The organism is Vagococcus luciliae, from assembly GCF_024637875.1.
In the GTDB taxonomy this organism is placed as follows: Bacteria; Bacillota; Bacilli; order Lactobacillales; family Vagococcaceae; genus Vagococcus; species Vagococcus luciliae.
This window is the reverse complement of the sequence record NZ_CP102451.1, coordinates 916,103-937,084: the sequence shown is the minus strand read 5'-3', so window position 1 is coordinate 937,084 and position 20,982 is coordinate 916,103. Positions and strand designations below refer to the sequence as shown.

Sequence of the window (20,982 nt, the reverse complement as noted above, 5' to 3'; positions counted from 1 at the left end):
GATTTAACATCTTCAAAGCTCTGTGGTTCACACTCTACTTCCAAAAAGATTAGGATTCAATTTATTTTTAGAGGTAATATTTTCTTTATAAGACTCACTTCTAGATTGTTTGACAATTCTTTTTTCTGTAGCAGTAACTTCCTCAACCTTATTTACTACGACATCTTGTATTGATTCGTTACCATTAGAGTTGGATTTAACTTTAATTTGAAAATGCTTGGATAAACTATTCATAGACATTAAGAAATTACCTTCTTCATCCGCTCGTCCTTCACATAAAATATTTCCTTGTTCATCCATTACAGTTACTAAAGCATTTTTATTCGCAATTCCAGTAATCACTGTATCAGTATCTTTGATTGGATTTACTACTAAAATAAAATCCTCTGCCTCTACTGATTCTACATTCTCATTGACTTCATTTTTGTGTTCCTCTTCAACATTAGTTAAAGGTGCTACTTTTTGAACTGTACTAACCTGTTTTCCAAAAGTTAATACACTAGATTGCTCTTTAGCTGATGTCGCTTCTTCAGTGACAGGGTCTCCAATTTCCATCACTTCCGTAACTACTTCCGCTGTTGTTATTTCTGATTCTTGTGCATATACATGTACATCACTGATTACTACACTACCTAAAAAGAAAAGACCTGCAACTACCCAAAATTTTCCTGATTTGTACATTTTGTACCTTTTTTTATAACCCTCTTTGTGATTCAAATCTTTTTCCTCCTAATATTTTATTGTCAGCGCTATTATATAATACAATAACGATTAAAATAAAAACAAAATATATGTCTGAATTTATATAGTAGTTATTTTCATACTTAATAACTTTTTTTATAATAAAAGGATTTTTAATTAACTTTTTTTTTTTAAAATATATATTGATTTTAAAAAAACATTATTAAATCAATAAAATCAGATTTTTTTTATTTGAAAAATTTCATGTAATTTTATTTTTTTGTAAAGTATATCGTGTTAATTTATTACAAAAAAAGTATGATAATTTTTTAAACATATTCTTTAGATTACTAAATTGAAAAAGAAAATAATATAGAGAAAATATCAGATTTCAATGTTAAAAAAACAAAATATGAGTAAAAATAATCAAATTATTTTTTATTCTCTAAAAGATTTAGTTGCCAAGGAACATATAATGATTTCAACGCCTTTTCTTTCACACAAATATCATAATATTTCTCCTATACTTTGTTTAGATTTTCGATAAATTACTTGACTTCTATATTTTGATTCAAAAACTGTGTGATTATTACATTTCCATATTGTGTGTGATAAACTTTGATTGTCCATTTTCATAAGAAATCTCCTACCTCCTAAGATAATAAGATAGTTTGTAGTCAGGAAACCAAATCTATCTTATCATCTTAGGAGGCTTTTTTAATACCACGCTAGAAGCTCTTTAAAACTACCCATATAGCAGGTGGGTTTAAATACATACAAAAACTAAAAAACGTGAATCTATAATTTAAAGGACTGATGAATCAAAATCTGATTCATCAGTCCTTTTTAGTTTATTTTATTTAAAAACATGTCGTCTATCTAGTGAAATTTAAGTATCAAACAAAAATATTAGATAGAAAAGACGACATGTCATGGATAATCATATCAAAAAAATGCTAAGAATAACAGATGACAATTTAAATTTAATTAGTACATAGGAAGCTAACATCAATGGAATGAACACTCTAATTATTGAAAGGACTTATTCCCCTATTGTCCTATCAAAACCTACCTACTATTTTAAAGCTCAAGAAACAACGTTTTGATTATAGAAAATGTTTCCATCATTGGATAACACAATGTTAAATTGTTGAAAAAAATTGTCATCTTAGTAAGTTCACTACCTTAAAAATCTTAGAACTGTTAACCGAAAAAATCTCTGTGACATTGATTGCCAAGCTATGTCAAGTCTCATTAACGACTGTTTTAAAAGTGCTTAAGTCTGTTGAAACCCAACTACCTCATCAACTTAAACTACGTAGTTTTCTTGACGTTTTAATGGTAGATGAATTTAGATCGCATGCTACCAAGTCAAAAATTAGATAAACTAACCGTTTGTTTTAATCGTACATCACTGGAAGAAAGGAAAATTATTAGTCACTGTCACTGATATGAACGCTGCCTATTTTCAATTAACTAAAAAAGTGTTTCCTACTGCTGATGTTATCATTGATCGATTCCATGTTATAAAGCATCTAAACACTGCTTTTAATGAATCTAGAGTACGAGAAATGAAGGTATTGATTTGCCAAAAGAAAAAATCAGAGGTTAATAAACTAAAAACAAATTGGAAATTTCTTTTAATAAATCAACTAACTATTTCTATTTCTGAATTCAAAACATGGAGAAGTTTTCCTTCTCCTAAATATCCACTTTTAACAGAATTAATGATGATTGATCGACTACTTTCATTCTCTCCAAATCTAAAAAAAGCCTGCGATAGCTTCCAATTACTAACGTATCATTTTAGAAATAAAGATGCTGATTCATTTTTTGAACTGTTGAAAAACTTACCTAATAGCTTAGATAGGCTATTTAAAGGTAAATTAGAAAACTTACTTGCATATGAAACTGGTATTCGCAATGTCCTTCTTTATGATTTTTCCAATGGAAAAATTGAAGCTAAGAATACTCATATAAAAACCCTTAAAAGAGTATCGTACGGATTCAAATCATTCAGCAACATGAGAATAAGAATTTTCTTGATAAACGGTCTTATAAAAATTAAATAACTAAAAAAGATGATAAATCTGAGATTACTCTCAAATTCATCATCTTATGGATTTAACTCATCCGTCCTATTTAACAAAGAGTCAAAATACCATGATAAACTATTTTCTTTTTATTTTCTTTTATGATTAATAAACATAATTAACCACATAATTAAAATAATAGAAAGTATCACCACATATATCCATTCATAATCAGAAGGAAAACGTGGCAAGTCAATGTTCATTCCATAAAAACCTGTAATTAATGTCGGAATAGCTAACGCTAAAGACCAAACAGTTAAAAATTTCATAGTATCATTTAAATTATTATTCATAATACTATCAAAAATACGAGCAATACGATCCACAATATCTGATTCTAATTCTGTCATATGGGCTACTTGATTTGCTTCAATAAGCGCATCGTCTAAACGTTCCAAGGTTTGCTCGTCAAAACGTTGTCCCAATCTAGAACGCTTTATTTGTTCAAGTATTTCTAAATTATTTTCTGAAGCACTAAGTAAAAATGTTAATGTTTGTTGTAAATAGGATAAACGGACTAAATCTTTATTTTTTACCTTTTCAGTCAACAAATCATCCATTTGGTGACGCTCTTTTGATATTTCTCTTAAAATTGGCAAATATCGATCTATCAATTCTCGAATTAATTCGAAAAGAAATATCATTGGTGTTGAATTAATATCTTGGTTAATCGTATTTTTAACCCCATCATAACTTACTATGCTCTCACCCTCATTAAAAGAAAATAACTTATTTCCCTTTACTAAAAAACTAACTGGGCGAGATACATAACGAATCTCTTTTGGTTGTTTTGTTGGAACATGAATAACGATTAATTCCAAATCATTAACTGTATCGGTAATATAGTTACTTCTTTCGTAGATATCCATTACATATTCTAGCGTTTCTTCTGGTAGATGATACTGTTCTCTCAATATGTTTTTTTCACTTGATGACAAATGATGTGTCTCAATCCATTCAAACCTTGAATTTATTTGATGTTCAACCAACATAGACGTTTCCCCTTTTTTTAATTATCCTGATAAAAAAGAAGCCATTTTATGATGACTTCTTAAAATTTCTATTTTCATTATACACTACCTATAATTAAAGGCATAAATAAACCTGCAATATTAAAATAAATCAACACACTAGTCAAATCACTCAACGTCGTTATAAACGGACCACTAGCAACTGCAGGGTCAAAACCAAGTTTCTCCATTAAAATAGGAATCAAGCTTCCTGCTAAGTTAGCAATCGTAATCGCACAAAGCATGGCTATTCCGATAACAAGTCCAAGTGGAAAATTTTGCTTCCAAAATCCAACTACTAAAAAAATAACTACCCCTGTCACAGCTCCAGTAATAATCCCTGTCAAAATTTCACTCATCACAAGCGAGAAAAAATTTAGTTCTTTATCATCAGATACTGCTAATTTTCTAACTGCCACAGCTAAAGATTGTGTTCCGGCATTCCCCGCTGTTCCTGTAATAAGAGATATAAAAACGGCCAAAATGCTAGCTTCACTAATCAAGACTTCATAGTGACTGATTAAGGAGGCAGTAGACATTCCTAAAAAGAGCAACGTCACAAGCCATGGCAAGCGCTTCAGAGCTGCTTGAAATGAGCTTTCAGTGGTCGCTTCAACATCAACACCAGCTAGTCCAGAATAATCACTAGCTGCCTCATCATCAATAACGTCAATGATATCATCAACGGTAATAATCCCTAATAAGTGATTGTTATCATCAACAACTGGGATTGCAAGAAAGTCATAATCACGAATCATTTTTGCCACTTCTTCTTGATCTTCATTTACACTCACACTAATTACACGTTCACCCATCATGTCTTCAATCATCATATCATCGTCACTGACAATTAAATCTCTTAAAGAAATAACTCCCACCAATTGATTACTGAGACTAACCACATAGACATAATAAATAATTTCTGCTTCTTGTGCTTTCTTCTTTAATAGTGTTAGAGCAGAACGTACCGTTTGATTAGCAACGATGGATACGTATTCTGTCGCCATGATTGAACCAGCTGTTTTATCCTCATAATGAAGTAGTTTTTTCATATTAACAGAAGTTTCAGGTTTCATTCTGTCTAGGTATTTTCGCGCTGTTTCTTCTTCTAGCTGACTTAAAATATCCACCGCATTATCGGTGTACATACTTTCTAAAATAGCCACGACATAATTCGGTGACATTTCTGTAATATAGTCAGTCAATCCTTCATGGTCTTCTTCAATCACATCCAGCATATCTGCCATCTCTTTTGGTGAAAGATAAGCATACATTAAATGTCGTTCTTTTTTATCAAGTGATAAATAAAATTGTCCTTGTTCATATAAATGCCAATCTAAGAATTTTTCCCTAAATAATTCCATATCTTGACGTTGTAAAAGAGACAATAATTCTTTTTCTTGTTCTTCTTTGTTTAACATTTCTGTCATACCAACGACTCCCCTTACTCTATCAACTCTTCCATATCATTTGGTAATGGCAACTCAAATGTTAACTCCTCTCTTGTGAATGGATGTAGGAAAACCAACTTCTGACAGTGAAGTGCTTGCCTATTCAATCCTTTTGTTAAGTCCCCACCATATAACTCATCACCGATTAAAGGACAACCAATTGCTGAAAAATGGACACGAATTTGATGTGTCCTTCCTGTATGCAACTGTACAGCAACGTGTGCAATATCGCGATTTATTTCAACTAATTTATATTCCGTAACTGCACGTTGACCATTTTCGATGATACAACGTTTAATAATAGATGTCTCGTCTCTTCCAATTGGTAAATCAATGGTCTCATGTTTTTTTAAACGAGACAAATCTCCACCAACTAATGCATGATAATATTTTTTCAATTCACCTGATTGAAGTTGCTTATCCATCATCGCATGGGCAAATCCATGTTTTGCAAACATCATCAAACCTGTTGTATCTCTATCTAAGCGCGTCACGACATGAATGATACGATTAACATATTGTTGTTGATTGTAATAATATTTGACGTAATTAGCCATCGTACCATTTTTATGATATTGCGATGGAATAGAGGCCACTTCTGTTGGTTTATTAACTATTAGCAAATGCTCATCTTCATACACAATATCTAGTTTAGATTCAAAAGGAAGCATCGTTTCATGCTCCCCTTCATCTGGAATGATAATCGTCACGACATCATCTAGTTTGACTTCAAACTTTGTATTTCTAACTTGCTTATTAACTAAAAGTGTCCCACCTTGAAACTTTATTTTAGCTAAAAGTCGCCTTGATACTCCTTTATTATTTAAAAAACGTTTTAAAGTAGTTTTTTCTTCATCTACTGTCCAACTAAATCTCATATTCTCTCGCTACTTTCTTTTGAAGTCCCTATAAAGGCGTTATTCACACGGCGCCAAAAATGGGTATGCCGATACAAGGCAAAATGAATTCTTTTTTCTGACAAACGAAACGTCACTTGTTTAATATTAGAATTAGTTAACGACAAGTTGTCCACGTGTAAACTGTATGTTTCTCGTTTTTTCATATCCAATTTAATCCATTCATCCGGTGCAATAATCATCGGAGAACCTAATGAACGATAAACTCGATTATTTAGTGAGGCAATTTCATTTAATTGAAGTGTATTTACTCGTGGATGAACAACTGCGCCTCCCAAACTTTTACTATACGCTGTTGAACCAGTTGGCGTTGAAACAGATAAACCATCTCCTCTGTAGCATTCAAACAACTCATCTTTGATATAGACATTTGCTACCATGGTTCGCTCCACATTTTTAATCGTCGCTTCATTAAGTGCTAAAAAATGTCGATTTGCCATATTATTCGTATAAGTTAAACAAACATCTAACAATGGATAACTCACACTATTTTGCTTTTCTTCTTTCAAACTTCGAACTAATTCATCTATCTCATAATCTCGCCAATCGGTATAAAATCCTAGATGTCCCGTGTGAACACCAATAAACCTAACAGTATCTAATTGACTTTCATAAGCATGAAACGCACTTAATAACGTGCCATCTCCTCCAATTGTTATAACAACATCTGGATTTTTTTTATCTAAAATAAACCCTGCATTTCGGAGCTTTGACAAAAGTTCTTGCGTAACTTTTCTTGAGATTGGTTTACGATTAGAATAGACTCTAATTCTCATCATCATCTGCCCTCTTTTCATTGACGTATCTTTCCAAGCGATCCAAGTCTCGATATGAAAAGAGATGTTGGGCTTCTTGAATTTCATCACGTATTTTTGACATTTCTTCATCTAACAAGTAGGCAGCTTCTGCTGTTAGCTCTAACCGCTTATTAATTTCTTCTGGAAATTCGCCATCATATTTGTAATTAAGCGAATGTTCAATCGTTGCCCAAAAATTCATTGCTAAGGTACGTATTTGTATTTCAACATAAATATTTTTTTCACCCATAATAAGTTGAACAGGGTATTCTACTACCACATGATAAGATCTGTATCCACTTGCTTTTTTGTTGGTAATATAGTCTCTTTCCTGAATAATTTTAAAGTCTGTTCGTTTCCGAAGAAGTGCCACCACTTCATAAATATCTTCAACGAACTGACACATTACACGGAGCCCCGCAATATCTTGCATATCTTCCTCTAATCTATCCAACTCAATACCACGTAATGTTGCTTTCGTTAAAATACTATCTTTAGGCTTTACACGACCTGTTACAAATTCAATTGGAGTATGCAAATTATTTTCTTTATACTGTGTTCGAATATTTCGAAGTTTAACTTTTAATTCTGAAACTGCTTGCTCATATGGTGCCAAAAATAATTGCCAATTTCTTTCTTCCATCCTATTCGCCACCTTTATTATCAACATACATGCTATATTTTAACATAATTGCTCTTAAAAAGTTAGCTCACAAATAAGTCATTATAGTTGTTTTTTTATAAAGGATTCATTACACTACCAACGAGGTGAAGATTGTGTCTAAAGAACTAGAAATCGAATTTAAAAATATGTTAACTAAAATAGAATTTGAACAACTGATAACGAAATATTTTCCAACAACGCCAGCTTTTTCTCAAACAAATTGTTATTTTGATACACCCAATACACAATTAAAAAAGTTATCAATGGGTTTAAGACTTAGAAAACGTTCTGGAAAACATGAATGTACCTTAAAAGTCCCAACTGAAAATACACATGCTTATCAAGAAATTACCGATAATTTAACTGAGGAGCAAATCACTCATTTAATAAAAGAAAAGCGGATTTATGCACAAGGAGAAGTCGCTCGTTATTTAGAATCAATTAACATCCCTATAAACGAGTTAAATATGATTGGATCATTAACAACTAATAGACGTGAGAAGAAATTAAATAATAATACTCTACTAGTCGTTGATGAGAGCTATTTTGATAAGATGATTGATTTTGAACTTGAAATGGAGGTAACTAATTCTTCACAAGGAGAACAATTTTTTAATGATTTTTTAATAAAAGAAGAGATAAAAAGGCGTCCGGCTAGCAAAAAAATAGCACGCATGATAGAATATCAAAGTTGATTTTAAAACATTGATATGAAAGACTTTTCCCTTTTGTTTTTTGTGAATCTTTGTTACATTATACGTGAGTAGTAAAACAGTTTTCTTATATAAGGGGGGGCATAATGGTAGAGATTTATTTATTTGTTAATCCGTTAGATGAACTTTGTCTTTTGTCTGAGCAACGCTTTTTAGAAGCCATCGAAAACGAAGAGACTAAAGTCTATTTGAAATTAATTCCTATATTAAATCCTTTAATTATCCACCATTACTTGATTGATAATAACTATCCTACAAACGATTTAGTTTTTAGAAATCACTTAATTGAAACAGTTTATTCTGCTTGTTTGGACGTTAAAGCAGCACAACTACAAGGAAAAAAGATGGGAAGAAAATTCTTATTTCATTTACAAAATTTAGTAGGAAAAGAAAAAATGGCCTATTCAGATGAATTAGTTGATATGATTTTAACTAAGATTAATGCTGATAAAGAGACGTTTAAATTAGATAGACAATCTAAAATAATTAAAGAATTTTTTAAAATAGATCAACAAATAGCAAATGAGATGGGGGTCAATCGATTCGCCAAAGCTGTCATCTTTAATTATGACTCAACACGAAATTTTGGTGTGTTAATTGATGCTTTTTCTTCAACTGATTTAATTAAACAATTATTAAAAGTCGAACACACACAAACAAATTGCGCAAAATTATTAGAATACTAAAAAAGGAATGCCCTACATGCTAGAGCATTCCTTTTATGTTATTCAAATGAATCAATTAACGTTTCTAACTCATCTAAACGAGCTTCAAAGACTTTCATTGTTTCTTCAATATAGGCAGATTGCGTCATGTCTACTCCCGCGCGTTTCATGACATCAATAGGATAATCACTACTTCCTGATTTCAAGAATGTTAAGTAATTTTCCAGAGCCCCATCTTCTTTACGGATAATTTTATCCGCTAAAGCAGTTGCAGCAGAAAAACCTGTTGCATATTGATAAACATAATAATTATAGTAGAAATGAGGAATACGACTCCATTCATACGCGATTTCTGGATCGCGTTCTACCGAATCACCATAGTATTTCGCATTTAAATCAGCATAGTACTCACTTAAATAATCACTTGTTAATGGTGTTCCTTTCGCATCTTCTGTGTGAATAAAATGTTCAAATTCAGCAAATTGCGTTTGTCTAAAGATTGTGCCTTTTACACCATCCAAATAATGATTTAAAATAAAGGCCTTAACTTTCGGATCTTTTTCTGTTTTTAACAAATAATCTGTTAGTAAGTTTTCATTAGTTGTTGACGCAATTTCTGCTAAAAAGATTGAATAATCGCCATACACATAAGGCTGATTTTTTCTTGTATAGTAACTATGCACGCTGTGTCCCATTTCATGAACTAGCGTAAATAAATGATTTAAGCTTTCATGCCAGTTTAATAAGATATAAGGTTTTGTGTCATAACTTCCTGAAGAATAAGCGCCACTGCGTTTACCTTTGTTTTCAACCACATCAATCCAACGGTCACCATACGCTTCTTGAACGATTTCTAAGTATTCTTCACCTAATGGAGACAATCCTTCAAGTGATTTTAATTTTGCCTCATCATAAGTGTAACGAATTGGGGCATCACCTAATATTGGTGTATACATATCATACATATGCAACTCACTAACATTTAATAATTTTTTACGTAACGCAACATAACGATGTAGTAATGGTAAATTTTTATGTACCACATCTAACAATGTATCATAGACTGATTCTGGAATATGATTAGCACTTAAAGATGCTTCACGGGCAGAACTGTAATTTCTAATTTGAGCATTGAAATTATGTTTTTTCACGTGAGAAGATAACGTACTGGCAAATGTATTTCTAAATTGTTTATAGACTTTGTACAATCCTTCAAACGCTTCTTTACGGACTTCGCGATTAGTACTTTCCATTAATTGACCATACATTCCTGAAGATAATTGAACTTTTTCACCTTCTTCATCTGTCACAATTGGAAATTCTAAATCAGCATTATTTAGTATAGAAAAAGTATGACTTGATGCTGAGAATATCTCACTTGCCCCAGCTAATAACGCTTCTTCTTTTTCAGATAAAGTATGTGCTCTGTCTGCTGTAATTTGATTAATAAAATGACGATAGATTTCTAAACCAGATTCTTCTTTAAAATATGCCTCTATGGTCTCATCTGATAATGTTAAAACTTCTGGACCAAACCATGAAACAGCCTCCCCTGCTTTAGCTGCAATCGTGCTAGCTTTGGCATACACTCCTTGGTAAGTCGCATTGCTTGTATCTTGGTCATTTTTTAAATGTGAGTACACATAAATTTTTTCTGTCGTACGATGAATAGATAAGACATATTCAATCGCTGATAGAAAAGCCTTTGCACCATTTTTTAATGTTCCTTGATACTCGCTTGCTTTTTCTAAATCTAATGTTAATGACTCTAATGCATCGTTAAAGGCATCATCTGATGCAAAAATAGGTGTTAAATCCCATGTTAATTCCTCTGGTAGTTCCGAACGATTTGGTAATTGTTTTGTTTCACTCATCTTTAAATAACCCCTTTCTCATTATCACTTAATAATCATATCATATTTTAACGGAAGAGTTAGTCTTTCACTTCTTTTTTTAAAGAATTTTTTCCATTGAGCGTTATTCAATACCTCCTCTTCTTTAAAATGAAATACATTTTGAGATATTTCTTCAATGACTGTTAGTTCTTTTAAAAAGTGGAGATATAGAGATAAACAATAATCTATGACTTGATATTTTCCTAAATTAGCATAATCATCCAACATTTCATTTGGTATCTCACTTATAATCCTTTCTTTTAATTCAACATAAGACCTCTTTTTTTGATGCTTTAATTCATTAAATATAATCAAACGAACTACAAGCTCTGTCTCTTTAAAGAAAGGATGATATAAACTTGGTAAATACACCACTTCTGGTAGATACAACAAATGATACGATTGTTGATATAGATATTCTTGTAACACTCTTAATGAGTTATCTGATTGCAATAAACGCCTGGATAGTCTATCTTTTCTTCGACTCACCTCTTTTAATGGACTTAAAACACTGTAACTAGCGATCACACACTGTTTCAATAACAACTCTTTTAAGCTATAATCCTGTAGCGAATAGCTTTTTTTTCGAACAATCATATCTTTACCATTATGGGCTAAATAATGTGTCATAACTAACATCTCTTTATCAATCAACAAACAAAAATCAACATATCCTCTGTCATTATCAAAATAAATAAAATGTTTTTTCAATTCTGTCAAACTGGTCAACTGTCCTAACTTCTGACCTAAAATCCAGAAAACTTGGTAACCATTTTGTTTATAATGTGTTGTTCTTTCTTTTAACCGTTCAATACTTAATGAACTACATTGAAATTCAATTGCCAGAGTTTTATCAATCAATACATCTGCTCGTTGGTTAATTTCTGGTAAATAGGCTTCTATTTGGTACTCTGAACCAAATATCTCACAATTTTTAGCAATAAGTAGTTTTCCTACTACATGCTCAAAAGACTCATTTTCAGTAGCTGTCTGACAAACAGTTGTTTTTTTATGTGCAAAATGTGGGTACTTAATCTCACCTTTTTTTAACATCACTTCACTATGACAACTTGGACAATAATACGTTTCTTTTTTATTTGCATCATGACTCATAATCATGTCTTCTTTTTCATTGATTGCAATAAGCATATCCTCACCTCTTATAAACTACATTCGCAAATAGCAGAAAAAAGCTTGAAATATAAAAAGGTTTGTTTGATACTTAGTAAAGAATCAAATTGGAGGGATAATGTGTTGGATACTCACTTATTAAAACAAAAAATAATTGAAGCAAGCAAAGAAATTGGCATTGATAAGATTGGGTTTACTACTGCTGAACCATTTGATCATTTAAAAGATAGTCTCATCGAACAAAAAGAAAACCATCATACAACAGGCTTTGAACATGGAAACATTGATGAGCGCCTTTTTCCAGAATTAATTTTTGATCAACCACAGTCTATTATTTCGATTGCTCTAGCATACCCAACACGAATGAATAACCGCTTAAAATCTGTCCGAGGTGAAAAACGTGGAAAATTTGCTCGAGCATCTTGGGGGATTGATTACCACGATATTTTAAAAGACAGACTGAATAAACTAATCGACTTTATCAAAAAAGAAGCATCTCAAAACTTAAACGTAACATTTAAACCAATGGTCGATACTGGTGAATTAATAGACGTTGTTGTTGCACAAAGAGCAGGACTTGGTTTTATTGGAAAAAACGGATTATTAATCACAGAAGAGTTTGGGTCCTATGTTTATTTAGGTGAAATCATTACAAATATTCCATTTGAACCAGACATGCCAATTGAAAATCAATGTGGCGAGTGTACCAAATGCATCGATCAATGTCCCACTTCTGCTTTACTAGGAGATGGTAGGATGAATGCTCAAAAATGTTTATCCTATCAAACACAAACAAAAGGATTCATGCCTGAAGAATACCGACCAAAAATTCGGTCAATTATTTATGGATGTGATATTTGCCAAGAAGTCTGTCCTTTTAATAAAGGGAAAAATTTTCATTTTCATGAAGAAATGGAACCAGACCCTGAAGTCGTGACACCTTTACTAAAACCGATATTAACAATCTCCAATCGTGAATTTAAAGAACGCTTTGGTTACCTTGCCGGATCTTGGCGTGGGAAAAAACCAATCCAACGAAATGCGATTATTGCTTTAGCAAATGTGAGAGACAAAACAAGTATCCCTAATCTATTAAGCTGTGTAGAAAATGACCCTCGTCCTGTCATAAGAGGAACAGCTGCCTGGTCACTTAGTATGATTGACCCGAGTAATCAAGCAATTCTTGACTTTTTAATCGAACACTTTAACAAAGAAACTGACGATGAAGCAAAAGAAGAAATGAGAAAAGCTATTGATAGAATGAGAATTTAAAAGAAAAATAAGATAATAGATTATTTTTAGTAAGAATAGGCTAACAACAAAGTAAGAATTTAATAAACATATTAAAAGAACTAAGTAAATTTGCTAACATTTTACTTAGTTCTTTTAATCTATTCTTAGAATGTTTGATACTATAACTATGGGTTATAATAAAGTATTTTAAATTAAGGAGGATTTTTATGACAAAAGCAACAAAAAAGGTAACCCTATTTGGTTTAATCTTAATGATTTTTACCTCAGTATTCGGGTTTGGTAATGCTCCGGTCGCTTTTTACCGTATGGGATATGGTGCAATCATTTGGTATATTTTAGCTGCACTCTTCTTCTTTATACCCTATGCACTCATGATGGCTGAATATGGGTCTACTTTCAAGCATGAAAGCGGTGGAATGTACACTTGGATGGAAAAATCTGTTGGACCAAAATATGCGTTCATCGGGACATTTATGTGGTACACCTCTTATATCATTTGGATGGTTAATGTATCGACTAAAGTATTCATTACGCTATCAACTACTTACTCAGGTTCAGATCATACCAATTATTGGAGTTTATTTGGTCTCGATTCAACTCAAACAATCGGGTTGTTAGCTATTTTATTTATCATTGTCGTAACATTTTTTGCCGCAAGAGGTTTGGATAAAATCACTAAAATCACCTCTGTTGGTGGGATTGCTGTCACATTTTTAAACGTTGTATTGATTGTTGTCAGCTTGATTATTTTAGTCTTTAACAAAGGACAAGTTGCTCAACCAATCGAAGGTATGAAAAGTTTTATTGATTCACCTAATCCAGGATTTAATTCTCCACTAGCCATTATTTCATTTTTAGTATTTGCTATTTTTGCTTATGGTGGATTGGAAGCTGTTGGTGGATTAGTAGATAAAACAGAAAATGCTGAGAAAAATTTTCCTAAAGGAGTTATTCTTTCAGCGATTATCATCTCTATTGGGTATGCATTAACGATTCTTTTATGGGGTGTGTCAACAAACTGGAATTCTGTTTTAAGCGGAGATAATGTGAATCTTGGTAATATAACTTATGTCTTAATGAATAATCTAGGATTTGAATTAGGACGAGCAATTAATTTATCCACAGATACTGCCTTAGCTATTGGTCATGCTTTCGCAAGATTTACTGGTCTATCCATGTTTTTAGCTTACCTAGGCGCATTCTTTACGTTAATCTATTCGCCACTAAAAACCATTATTGAAGGAACACCAAAAGGTCTTTGGCCTGAAAAAATGGTCAGAGAAAACGATAAAGGCATGCCAGCTTTTGCTATGTGGATTCAATGTGTGATTGTGGTTCTTATCTTGGCTTTAGTATCATTTGGTGGAAAAGATGCTCAATCATTCTATAATGTGTTAACCTTAATGGTAAACGTCTCTATGACGATTCCTTATCTATTTTTAACGGGTGCTTTTCCAGCATTTAAACAAAAATCAGATATTAATCATTCAATCAATATTTTCAAAACCAAAACACAATATATGGTAAGTACAATTGTCGTGATGTCTGTTATTGGTTTTGCTAATATTTTTACCATTATTGAACCTTTATTTAGAAAAGGTGGCCCAGTGTGGGGAGACACTTTATGGCAAATTGCCGGACCTGTATTATTCTCACTAATTGCCCTACTTTTATTTAATCGCTATGAGAGACGTAAAAAAGACTAAACACCAAAACCAAAGTACGCTTATACGCACTTTGGTTTTTTTATAATTCAACTATGTTATATCAAATATACTAAAAATATAACACTTTATCTTTTGATATTGTTATTTATAAACAGCTATGTTAGTTTTTGTAAGGGGATACATAAATGTCGTCAAAAATCGAAAGGGGAAGTATATCAAATAAAGGTGATATACAACAGATTATGAAAAAAGTTAAATTAGCAACAATCACATTATTAGGGATTGTCGGGTTAGTTGGTTGTACAACTAAAACACATGAAAACTCTTCTAAGAAAAAAGAGTCAGAACAAAAAGAATTAACCATTTTAGGAACATCTGATATTCACGGTCGGTACATGGCTTGGGATTATACAACAGATGTCGAAAATAAAATCGGTAGTTTTTCTCAAATTGGAACTATCGTAAAAGAAGTTAGAGATAAAAATAAGAATACTCTACTTGTTGATGCCGGGGATTTAATTCAAGACAACTCAGCTGAAATTTTTAAAAACGATGATAATCACCCCGCAACAACCGTACTAAAAGCTCTTAAGTACGATGTTTGGACTATGGGAAATCATGAATTTGATTATGGTTTTGATGTTTTAGACAACATCACTGACCAATTTGATGGAGCAGTCCTAGCAGGTAATGTCAAATTAGATAATGATCAACCTTATTTTGATTCTTACAAGGTTATTGAAAAAGATGGGGTTAAAGTTGGTTTTATTGGAATGACCACTCCAATGGTTGCGGAATTTAAAAAAGATACTACAATTTTTGATGGAAAAAAACTAACAGACCCAGTCAAAGAAACGATTAACGTTGTAAAAGAGTTAAAAAGTAAAGTCGATGTTTTAGTTGGTGTAGTACATATGGGATTAGATAATGAAAATGATGTACATAACACTGGTGTTGCGGATATGGCTGAAGCCATTCCTGAATTAGATGTGGTTTTTGCCGGACATATGCATAAATTAGTAGAAGAGGAATACATTAATAATGTCTTAATTGTGGAACCTGATAAATATGGTCGATTTGTCTCACGCGTTGATTTAACATTAGACAAAACAAAAGATGGCTACAAAGTAAAAAATAAAAAAGGATCAGCGATTGAAGTTGCTAAATATGAAGAAGATAAAGAAATCAATGATTTATTAAAATCATCTCATGAAAAAGCTCGTAAAGTCGCGAATACTGTTGTTGGTCAATTAACTGGAATGGACTTAGTTCCTAAAAACGATATTAAAGGGATTTCAAATGCTCAAATAGAAGAAACACCTTTAGTTAACTTCTTTGGTGAAGTAATGCTTCATTATAGTAAAAATGCTGATGTTGTGGCTTTCCAAATCGATACTGATACACCGTCATTAGATATCGGTGACATTAAGAAAAAAGATATTGCTAGAAACTATCAATTTACTGATGGCGAAGTGACAGTTTTTGATATTACCGGAAAAGACTTAAAAGACTACATGGAATGGGGAGCTAATTACTACAATCAAAGCCAACCAGGTGATGTAACCATTAGTTTTAATCCAAAAAGAAGAATCAGTAAATACAATACAAACGATCGTTTTTACAATGTGAAATACGACATTGATTTATCACAACCAGCTGGTGAACGTATTACTAATTTAAGACGACTTGATGACACCCTTATTGATTTAAATGAGCCTTTGAAAATTGGAATGAATCAATATCGAATGAATTTCTTAACTTCAGAAGAAGGTCCTTTAGCTGGTAGAAAATTCAATCAAGTATACTCAACCTTTTCTCCTGATGCTTTTGGTGAAGTTGAAGGTCGTATTCGTGAATTATCTGCTCGATATATTAAAGAAGAAAAAAATGGTGTCTATGAAGGTAAGTTGCTGAATAATTGGAAAATCGTTGGTATTGATACTGACTCTAAAGCTCATCAAGACGTTGCTGAATTGATTAATGATGATATTATTGAAATTCCAAGTATGGAAGACGGAACAGTAACCAATATAAAATCAATCAATGTGGATGAAGTTGCCAACGACGATGATATAACAAAACTAAGTAAAAAAGCTAACATTGATAAAACAAAATTAAAAAATATTAAAACAACTGGAGATTTATATTCTCAAATAAACCAACTTCGAAAAAAATAGTCACTAAAAAGCAACTAATCAAAAAAATGATTAGTTGCTTTTTTAAAATGACTCTAATTCCAATGAAGCCTTCTCCCACGTTTCTAATAGTGTTTCTTGTTTAGCATATACTTCTTGTAATTCTTTATCTAACTCTAAGAGTTTTTCATGATCCTCTAAAATTTCTGGTTGTTCCATCTCTTTTTGGATAGACTCTATTTTTTCTTCTGCTTCTTGCAACTCAACTTCCAATGAATCGACTAATCGCTCCAATTTACGTTGTTCTTTTTGTCGCTCTTTTGATTCTTCGTAGCTTAATTTATCTTTAGTCACTTTATTATCTTCAACATTTTGCGTGTCATTTAATAACGCTTGTCGTTCCTCTTCTTCTGCTTTTTTCTCTACATAATAATCATAATTACCATGATAATAAGTACTGCCATCTTCTGATAATTCCAACACTCCTGTTGCGATACGATTAATAAAATAGCGATCATGAGAAACGAATAATAAAGTTCCATCATACTCAATTAACGCATTTTCTAGTACTTCTTTACTATCGATATCCAAATGATTAGTTGGCTCATCGAGAATTAAGAAATTATCCTTTTGCATCGCTAATTTGGCTAATGCGACACGGGCTTTTTCTCCCCCACTTAATAAATTAATTGTCTTTTTCACATCTTCCCCAGAAAATAAAAAACTACCTAAAAGTGTTCTGATATCTTTTTCTGGTACGGTTGGGTGTTCTCTCCACAACTCTTCCAATACACTTTGATTACCACTTAATTTCCCTTGCTCTTGATCGTAGTATCCTATATCAACTTTATAACCAATTTCAGCTACTCCTTTTACAAATGGGATATCTCCAATGATACTTTTTAATAGCGTTGATTTTCCCACTCCATTTGGACCAACTAAGGCGATTGCTTCTTGCTTACGTAGTGCTAAATTAATTGGTTCGCTTAAAATCAATGGTTCATATCCCACAGCAACATTATTAAGAGTTAAAACGTCTCTACCAGACGGACGATTTGTTTTAAAAAGAAAATGAGCTGATTTTTCATCACCTAGAGGTTTTTCTAATTTCTCCATTTTTTCTAGTTGCTTTCGCCTACTCTGGGCTCGCTTTGTTGTAGAAGCGCGAACGATATTTCTTGCTACAAAGTCTTCTAACTTTGCTATTTTGTCTTGTTGTTTTTCGTATTCTTTTTCTTCTTGCTCTAATCGTTCTGCTTTTCTTTCTAAAAATGTCGAATAATTTCCTTTATAGTGTGTTATTTTCCGTCTACTAATATCATAAACTTCATTCACAATCTTATCTAAAAAATATCGGTCATGAGAAACCATCAAAATAGCTCCACGATAGCCTTGTAAATACCCTTCTAACCAATTTAATGTATCAATGTCTAAATGGTTTGTCGGCTCATCTAAAATAAGTAGATTAGGTTTTTCCAATAATAAACGAGCTAAAGCTAAACGAGTTTTTTGACCACCTGATAGATTTTGAATTGGCACATCAAAATAGCTTTCATCAAAACGAAATCCATGTAGGACAGATTTAATTTCTGACTTATAGCCATAACCATTCAATTCATTAAACTCATGTTGTAGTTTATCGTAATCTTTTAGCACTTGTTGATAAGACTCTTCATTATCATGGATATTTGGATTGGCAATATCTTTTTCCAATCGTCGCAATTTTTTTTCCATTTCTTGTACATAATCAAAAACAATGAGCATTTCTTCCCAAATCGTTTTATCTGATTCAAGACCTGTATGTTGATCCAAGTAACCTATTGTTAGCTCTTTTGATTTTGTGATTAACCCTGTATCAGGTTCTTCAATTCCTGCTAATATTTTTAGTAACGTTGATTTTCCTGCTCCATTCCGTCCAACTAAAGCAATTCTACTTTTATCTTGAACATCTAATTGTATATTTTCAAATAGTACATCATCTCCAAATAATCGAGAGACGTTGTTAGCTTGTAATAAAATCATAACTTCCTCCATCTTTTAACTTCTAAAAATAGTTTATCATAATTTTAATAGAAAGTTTGGTATATTTATCGCTCATAGTTACTCAAATACAGGCGTAAAAATTGCTTTTATACTGTAGTAAAGGTATTCTATTAACGTGAACTTTATAACAATGAGGGTTTAAGATAAAAAAGTGAGGGAGTTATTATGAAAGACACAACTATTCCAAAGGCAACAGCAAAAAGGTTACCTTTGTATTATCGTTATTTAAAATTTTTATTTGATTCAGGCAAGAAGAAGGTTTCATCAACTGAATTAAGCGAAGCCGTTAAAGTAGATAGCGCGACGATTCGCCGCGACTTTTCATATTTTGGAGAATTAGGTAAACGTGGTTATGGCTATGATGTTGAAAGTTTAATGACCTTTTTTGCAAAAACACTGAATGAAGATCGTTTAACTAATGTGGCTCTTGTTGGTGTTGGTAATTTAGGACATGCTTTACTAAACTATCGTTTCCATCAAAGTGATAGTATTCGCATTAGTGCTGCATTTGATGTTAAACCTGATATTGTTGGTCGCATACTTGATGGTGTTCCTGTCTATGATGCTAATGATATGGTTGAGCAAATTCGTGCACAACACATTGATGTTGCTATTTTAACTGTCCCACCAGCACATGCACAAGAAAATGCTGACCGTTTAGTTGAAGCTGGAATTAAAGGAATTATGAATTTTACTCCTATTAGAATCAACGTTCCAAAAGATGTACAAATCCAAAATGTGGATTTAACAAATGAAATGCAAACTTTAATCTACTTCTTATCTAATTATAAAGAAGACTAATCAAAAAGCTTAACGAAAATTTTTCGTTAAGCTTTTTTAAGTGGCAAACAATATAATACCATTTAGTAAAATATGAACCATGATAGGTGTCATAATCGTACCACTAATCTTATATAAACCAGAAAAAATTATTCCTAAACAAAAATAAATAAATAGATTTCCATTTATATGCATTAACATAAAAATCAGTGAGCTTATCACAATTCCCACCCAAATCGGTAATTTTTGTCCAATCCAATTGACAAAACTAAAACGAAATACTAGCTCCTCTATGATAGGATTAAAGAAAATCGTTATCATAATAAAACTCCATGATAGATTTACAGGCCTATTATTTACTAATATTAAATTAGGAAAAAAATAAGTTGTCAAAAAAATAATAAATATTTGAGTAAAAAAGCTCAATATTAAACCAATCACTATTAAAGTAACTAATTTTTTTAATGATGTGCCTGAATGGTTTAATGATTGTTCTTTATTAGTTTTCACATAAATTATTAGTATGAACATTAGAATCATTGTGTATAAAAAAATAGTTACAACATTATTTAATGAAAAAAGAAGTGTTCTATTTAATAAAAATAAGTAAAGAAAACTTGTATACAGCATATTTTTGTTGATTGACATGTTATGTATCACCTACTATCATTTTATCTCTTTACTTATTGTATCAAAATACTTGCAAAAAAAAACATTTATCTGTATTATAAAAGATGTGATTAGCACTCAAAGATAAAGAGTGCTAAAATTATAAACATTATGGAGGGATACACATTGTTAAAACCATTAGGAGATCGTGTCGTTATTAAAGTGAAAGAAGCAGAAGAAAAAACTGCCAGTGGATTAGTTTTAACATCAGCTTCAAAAGAAAAATCTCAAACAGGTGAGGTCGTTGCTATTGGTGATGGTCGTACTTTAGAAAATGGGACAAAATTATCCGTATCTGTAAGCGTTGGACAAACTGTCCTATTCGAAAAATACGCCGGACAAGAAGTAACAGACTCTGGTGAAGATTACTTAGTACTACACGACAAAGATATCATTGCAATCGTAGAATAAAAAATA

General features: G+C 31.9%; 19 protein-coding genes and 1 pseudogene. 9 read left to right on the top strand and 11 right to left on the bottom strand.

The genetic code is table 11. The annotated features are described in order from the left end of the window. Window positions 1-27: 27 nt before the first annotated feature. Together G314FT_RS04830 and G314FT_RS04825 are read right to left on the bottom strand one after the other, a co-directional pair. Window positions 28-717, bottom strand: coding sequence for an Ig-like domain-containing protein (locus G314FT_RS04830; protein ID WP_257702323.1), 690 nt, complete (start codon window positions 715-717; stop codon window positions 28-30). 474 nt (window positions 718-1,191) lie between these two features. Next, window positions 1,192-1,311: pseudogene (locus tag G314FT_RS04825) on the bottom strand (IS200/IS605 family transposase); the annotation flags it as partial. 591 nt (window positions 1,312-1,902) lie between these two features. Between G314FT_RS04825 and G314FT_RS10520 the strand changes: the two are divergent. Together G314FT_RS10520 and G314FT_RS04820 are read left to right on the top strand one after the other, a co-directional pair. Beyond that, window positions 1,903-2,067 carry a hypothetical protein gene (locus G314FT_RS10520; protein ID WP_341481170.1) on the top strand — a complete coding sequence of 55 codons (165 nt, stop codon included), beginning with the start codon at window positions 1,903-1,905 and terminating at the stop codon, window positions 2,065-2,067. A gap of 65 nt (window positions 2,068-2,132) precedes the next feature. Beyond that, window positions 2,133-2,753 (top strand): transposase, encoded by a 621-nt coding sequence (locus G314FT_RS04820; protein ID WP_257702322.1) that lies wholly within the window; start codon window positions 2,133-2,135, stop codon window positions 2,751-2,753. A 110-nt stretch (window positions 2,754-2,863) separates the two neighbouring features. Here the strand turns inward: G314FT_RS04820 and G314FT_RS04815 are convergent, their stop codons facing one another. From G314FT_RS04815 to yjbM, 5 genes are all read right to left on the bottom strand, one after another. Beyond that, complete coding sequence (locus G314FT_RS04815; RefSeq protein WP_257702321.1) at window positions 2,864-3,766, bottom strand: magnesium transporter CorA family protein; 903 nt, start codon at window positions 3,764-3,766, stop codon at window positions 2,864-2,866. Between the two features lie 77 nt (window positions 3,767-3,843). Further along, window positions 3,844-5,214: a magnesium transporter gene (gene mgtE, locus G314FT_RS04810; protein ID WP_257702319.1), complete on the bottom strand. Its 1,371-nt coding sequence runs from the start codon at window positions 5,212-5,214 to the stop codon at window positions 3,844-3,846. 14 nt (window positions 5,215-5,228) lie between these two features. After that, entirely contained in the window at window positions 5,229-6,113 is an 885-nt protein-coding gene (locus G314FT_RS04805; RefSeq protein ID WP_257702317.1) for an RluA family pseudouridine synthase, read from the bottom strand. Beyond that, window positions 6,110-6,928, bottom strand: a complete 819-nt coding sequence (locus tag G314FT_RS04800; RefSeq protein WP_257702513.1) for an NAD kinase — start codon at window positions 6,926-6,928, stop codon at window positions 6,110-6,112. Before G314FT_RS04800 ends, G314FT_RS04805 begins: the two co-directional genes overlap by 4 nt. Further along, a complete protein-coding gene (gene yjbM / locus G314FT_RS04795) occupies window positions 6,918-7,592 on the bottom strand; it encodes a GTP diphosphokinase (protein WP_257702316.1) in 675 nt (224 codons plus the stop codon). Before yjbM ends, G314FT_RS04800 begins: the two co-directional genes overlap by 11 nt. 134 nt (window positions 7,593-7,726) lie before the next feature. Between yjbM and G314FT_RS04790 the strand changes: the two genes are divergently transcribed. Further along, on the top strand, window positions 7,727-8,308 hold the full coding sequence (locus tag G314FT_RS04790) for a CYTH domain-containing protein (RefSeq protein ID WP_257702315.1): 582 nt from the start codon (window positions 7,727-7,729) through the stop codon (window positions 8,306-8,308). Window positions 8,309-8,412: 104 nt separating this feature from the next. Next, the gene (locus G314FT_RS04785) at window positions 8,413-9,012 is read left to right on the top strand and encodes a DsbA family protein (RefSeq protein WP_257702314.1); all 600 of its coding nucleotides are present in this window, start codon (window positions 8,413-8,415) and stop codon (window positions 9,010-9,012) included. Window positions 9,013-9,050: 38 nt separating this feature from the next. Here G314FT_RS04785 and pepF read toward each other — a convergent pair whose 3' ends face one another. Both pepF and G314FT_RS04775 read right to left on the bottom strand, forming a co-directional pair. Further along, window positions 9,051-10,865 carry an oligoendopeptidase F gene (gene pepF, locus G314FT_RS04780; protein WP_257702313.1) on the bottom strand — a complete coding sequence of 605 codons (1,815 nt, stop codon included), beginning with the start codon at window positions 10,863-10,865 and terminating at the stop codon, window positions 9,051-9,053. 24 nt (window positions 10,866-10,889) lie between these two features. Further along, window positions 10,890-12,035 (bottom strand): competence protein CoiA, encoded by a 1,146-nt coding sequence (locus tag G314FT_RS04775; RefSeq protein ID WP_257702311.1) that lies wholly within the window; start codon window positions 12,033-12,035, stop codon window positions 10,890-10,892. Window positions 12,036-12,137: 102 nt separating this feature from the next. On the opposite strand from G314FT_RS04775, the gene queG reads away from it, so the two are divergent. The 3 genes from queG to G314FT_RS04760 all read left to right on the top strand — a co-directional run bounded on the left by queG (window position 12,138) and on the right by G314FT_RS04760 (window position 17,115). Continuing rightward, window positions 12,138-13,289, top strand: coding sequence for a tRNA epoxyqueuosine(34) reductase QueG (queG, locus tag G314FT_RS04770; protein WP_257702310.1), 1,152 nt, complete (start codon window positions 12,138-12,140; stop codon window positions 13,287-13,289). 188 nt (window positions 13,290-13,477) lie between these two features. Then, the gene (gene yjeM, locus G314FT_RS04765) at window positions 13,478-14,977 is read left to right on the top strand and encodes a glutamate/gamma-aminobutyrate family transporter YjeM (RefSeq protein ID WP_257702309.1); all 1,500 of its coding nucleotides are present in this window, start codon (window positions 13,478-13,480) and stop codon (window positions 14,975-14,977) included. A gap of 146 nt (window positions 14,978-15,123) precedes the next feature. Then, entirely contained in the window at window positions 15,124-17,115 is a 1,992-nt protein-coding gene (locus G314FT_RS04760; protein WP_257702307.1) for a bifunctional metallophosphatase/5'-nucleotidase, read from the top strand. A gap of 42 nt (window positions 17,116-17,157) precedes the next feature. Here the strand turns inward: G314FT_RS04760 and G314FT_RS04755 are convergent, their stop codons facing one another. Then, a complete protein-coding gene (locus tag G314FT_RS04755) occupies window positions 17,158-19,095 on the bottom strand; it encodes an ABC-F family ATP-binding cassette domain-containing protein (RefSeq protein ID WP_257702306.1) in 1,938 nt (645 codons plus the stop codon). A 186-nt stretch (window positions 19,096-19,281) separates the two neighbouring features. On the opposite strand from G314FT_RS04755, the gene G314FT_RS04750 reads away from it, so the two are divergent. After that, window positions 19,282-19,917 (top strand): redox-sensing transcriptional repressor Rex, encoded by a 636-nt coding sequence (locus tag G314FT_RS04750; protein ID WP_079345747.1) that lies wholly within the window; start codon window positions 19,282-19,284, stop codon window positions 19,915-19,917. Between the two features lie 36 nt (window positions 19,918-19,953). Here G314FT_RS04750 and G314FT_RS04745 read toward each other — a convergent pair whose 3' ends face one another. Continuing rightward, the gene (locus G314FT_RS04745; protein WP_257702303.1) at window positions 19,954-20,217 is read right to left on the bottom strand and encodes a CPBP family intramembrane glutamic endopeptidase; all 264 of its coding nucleotides are present in this window, start codon (window positions 20,215-20,217) and stop codon (window positions 19,954-19,956) included. Window positions 20,218-20,676: 459 nt separating this feature from the next. On the opposite strand from G314FT_RS04745, the gene groES reads away from it, so the two are divergent. Next, complete coding sequence (groES, locus tag G314FT_RS04740) at window positions 20,677-20,976, top strand: co-chaperone GroES (protein WP_279348165.1); 300 nt, start codon at window positions 20,677-20,679, stop codon at window positions 20,974-20,976. The last annotated feature ends 6 nt before the right edge of the window (window positions 20,977-20,982 follow it).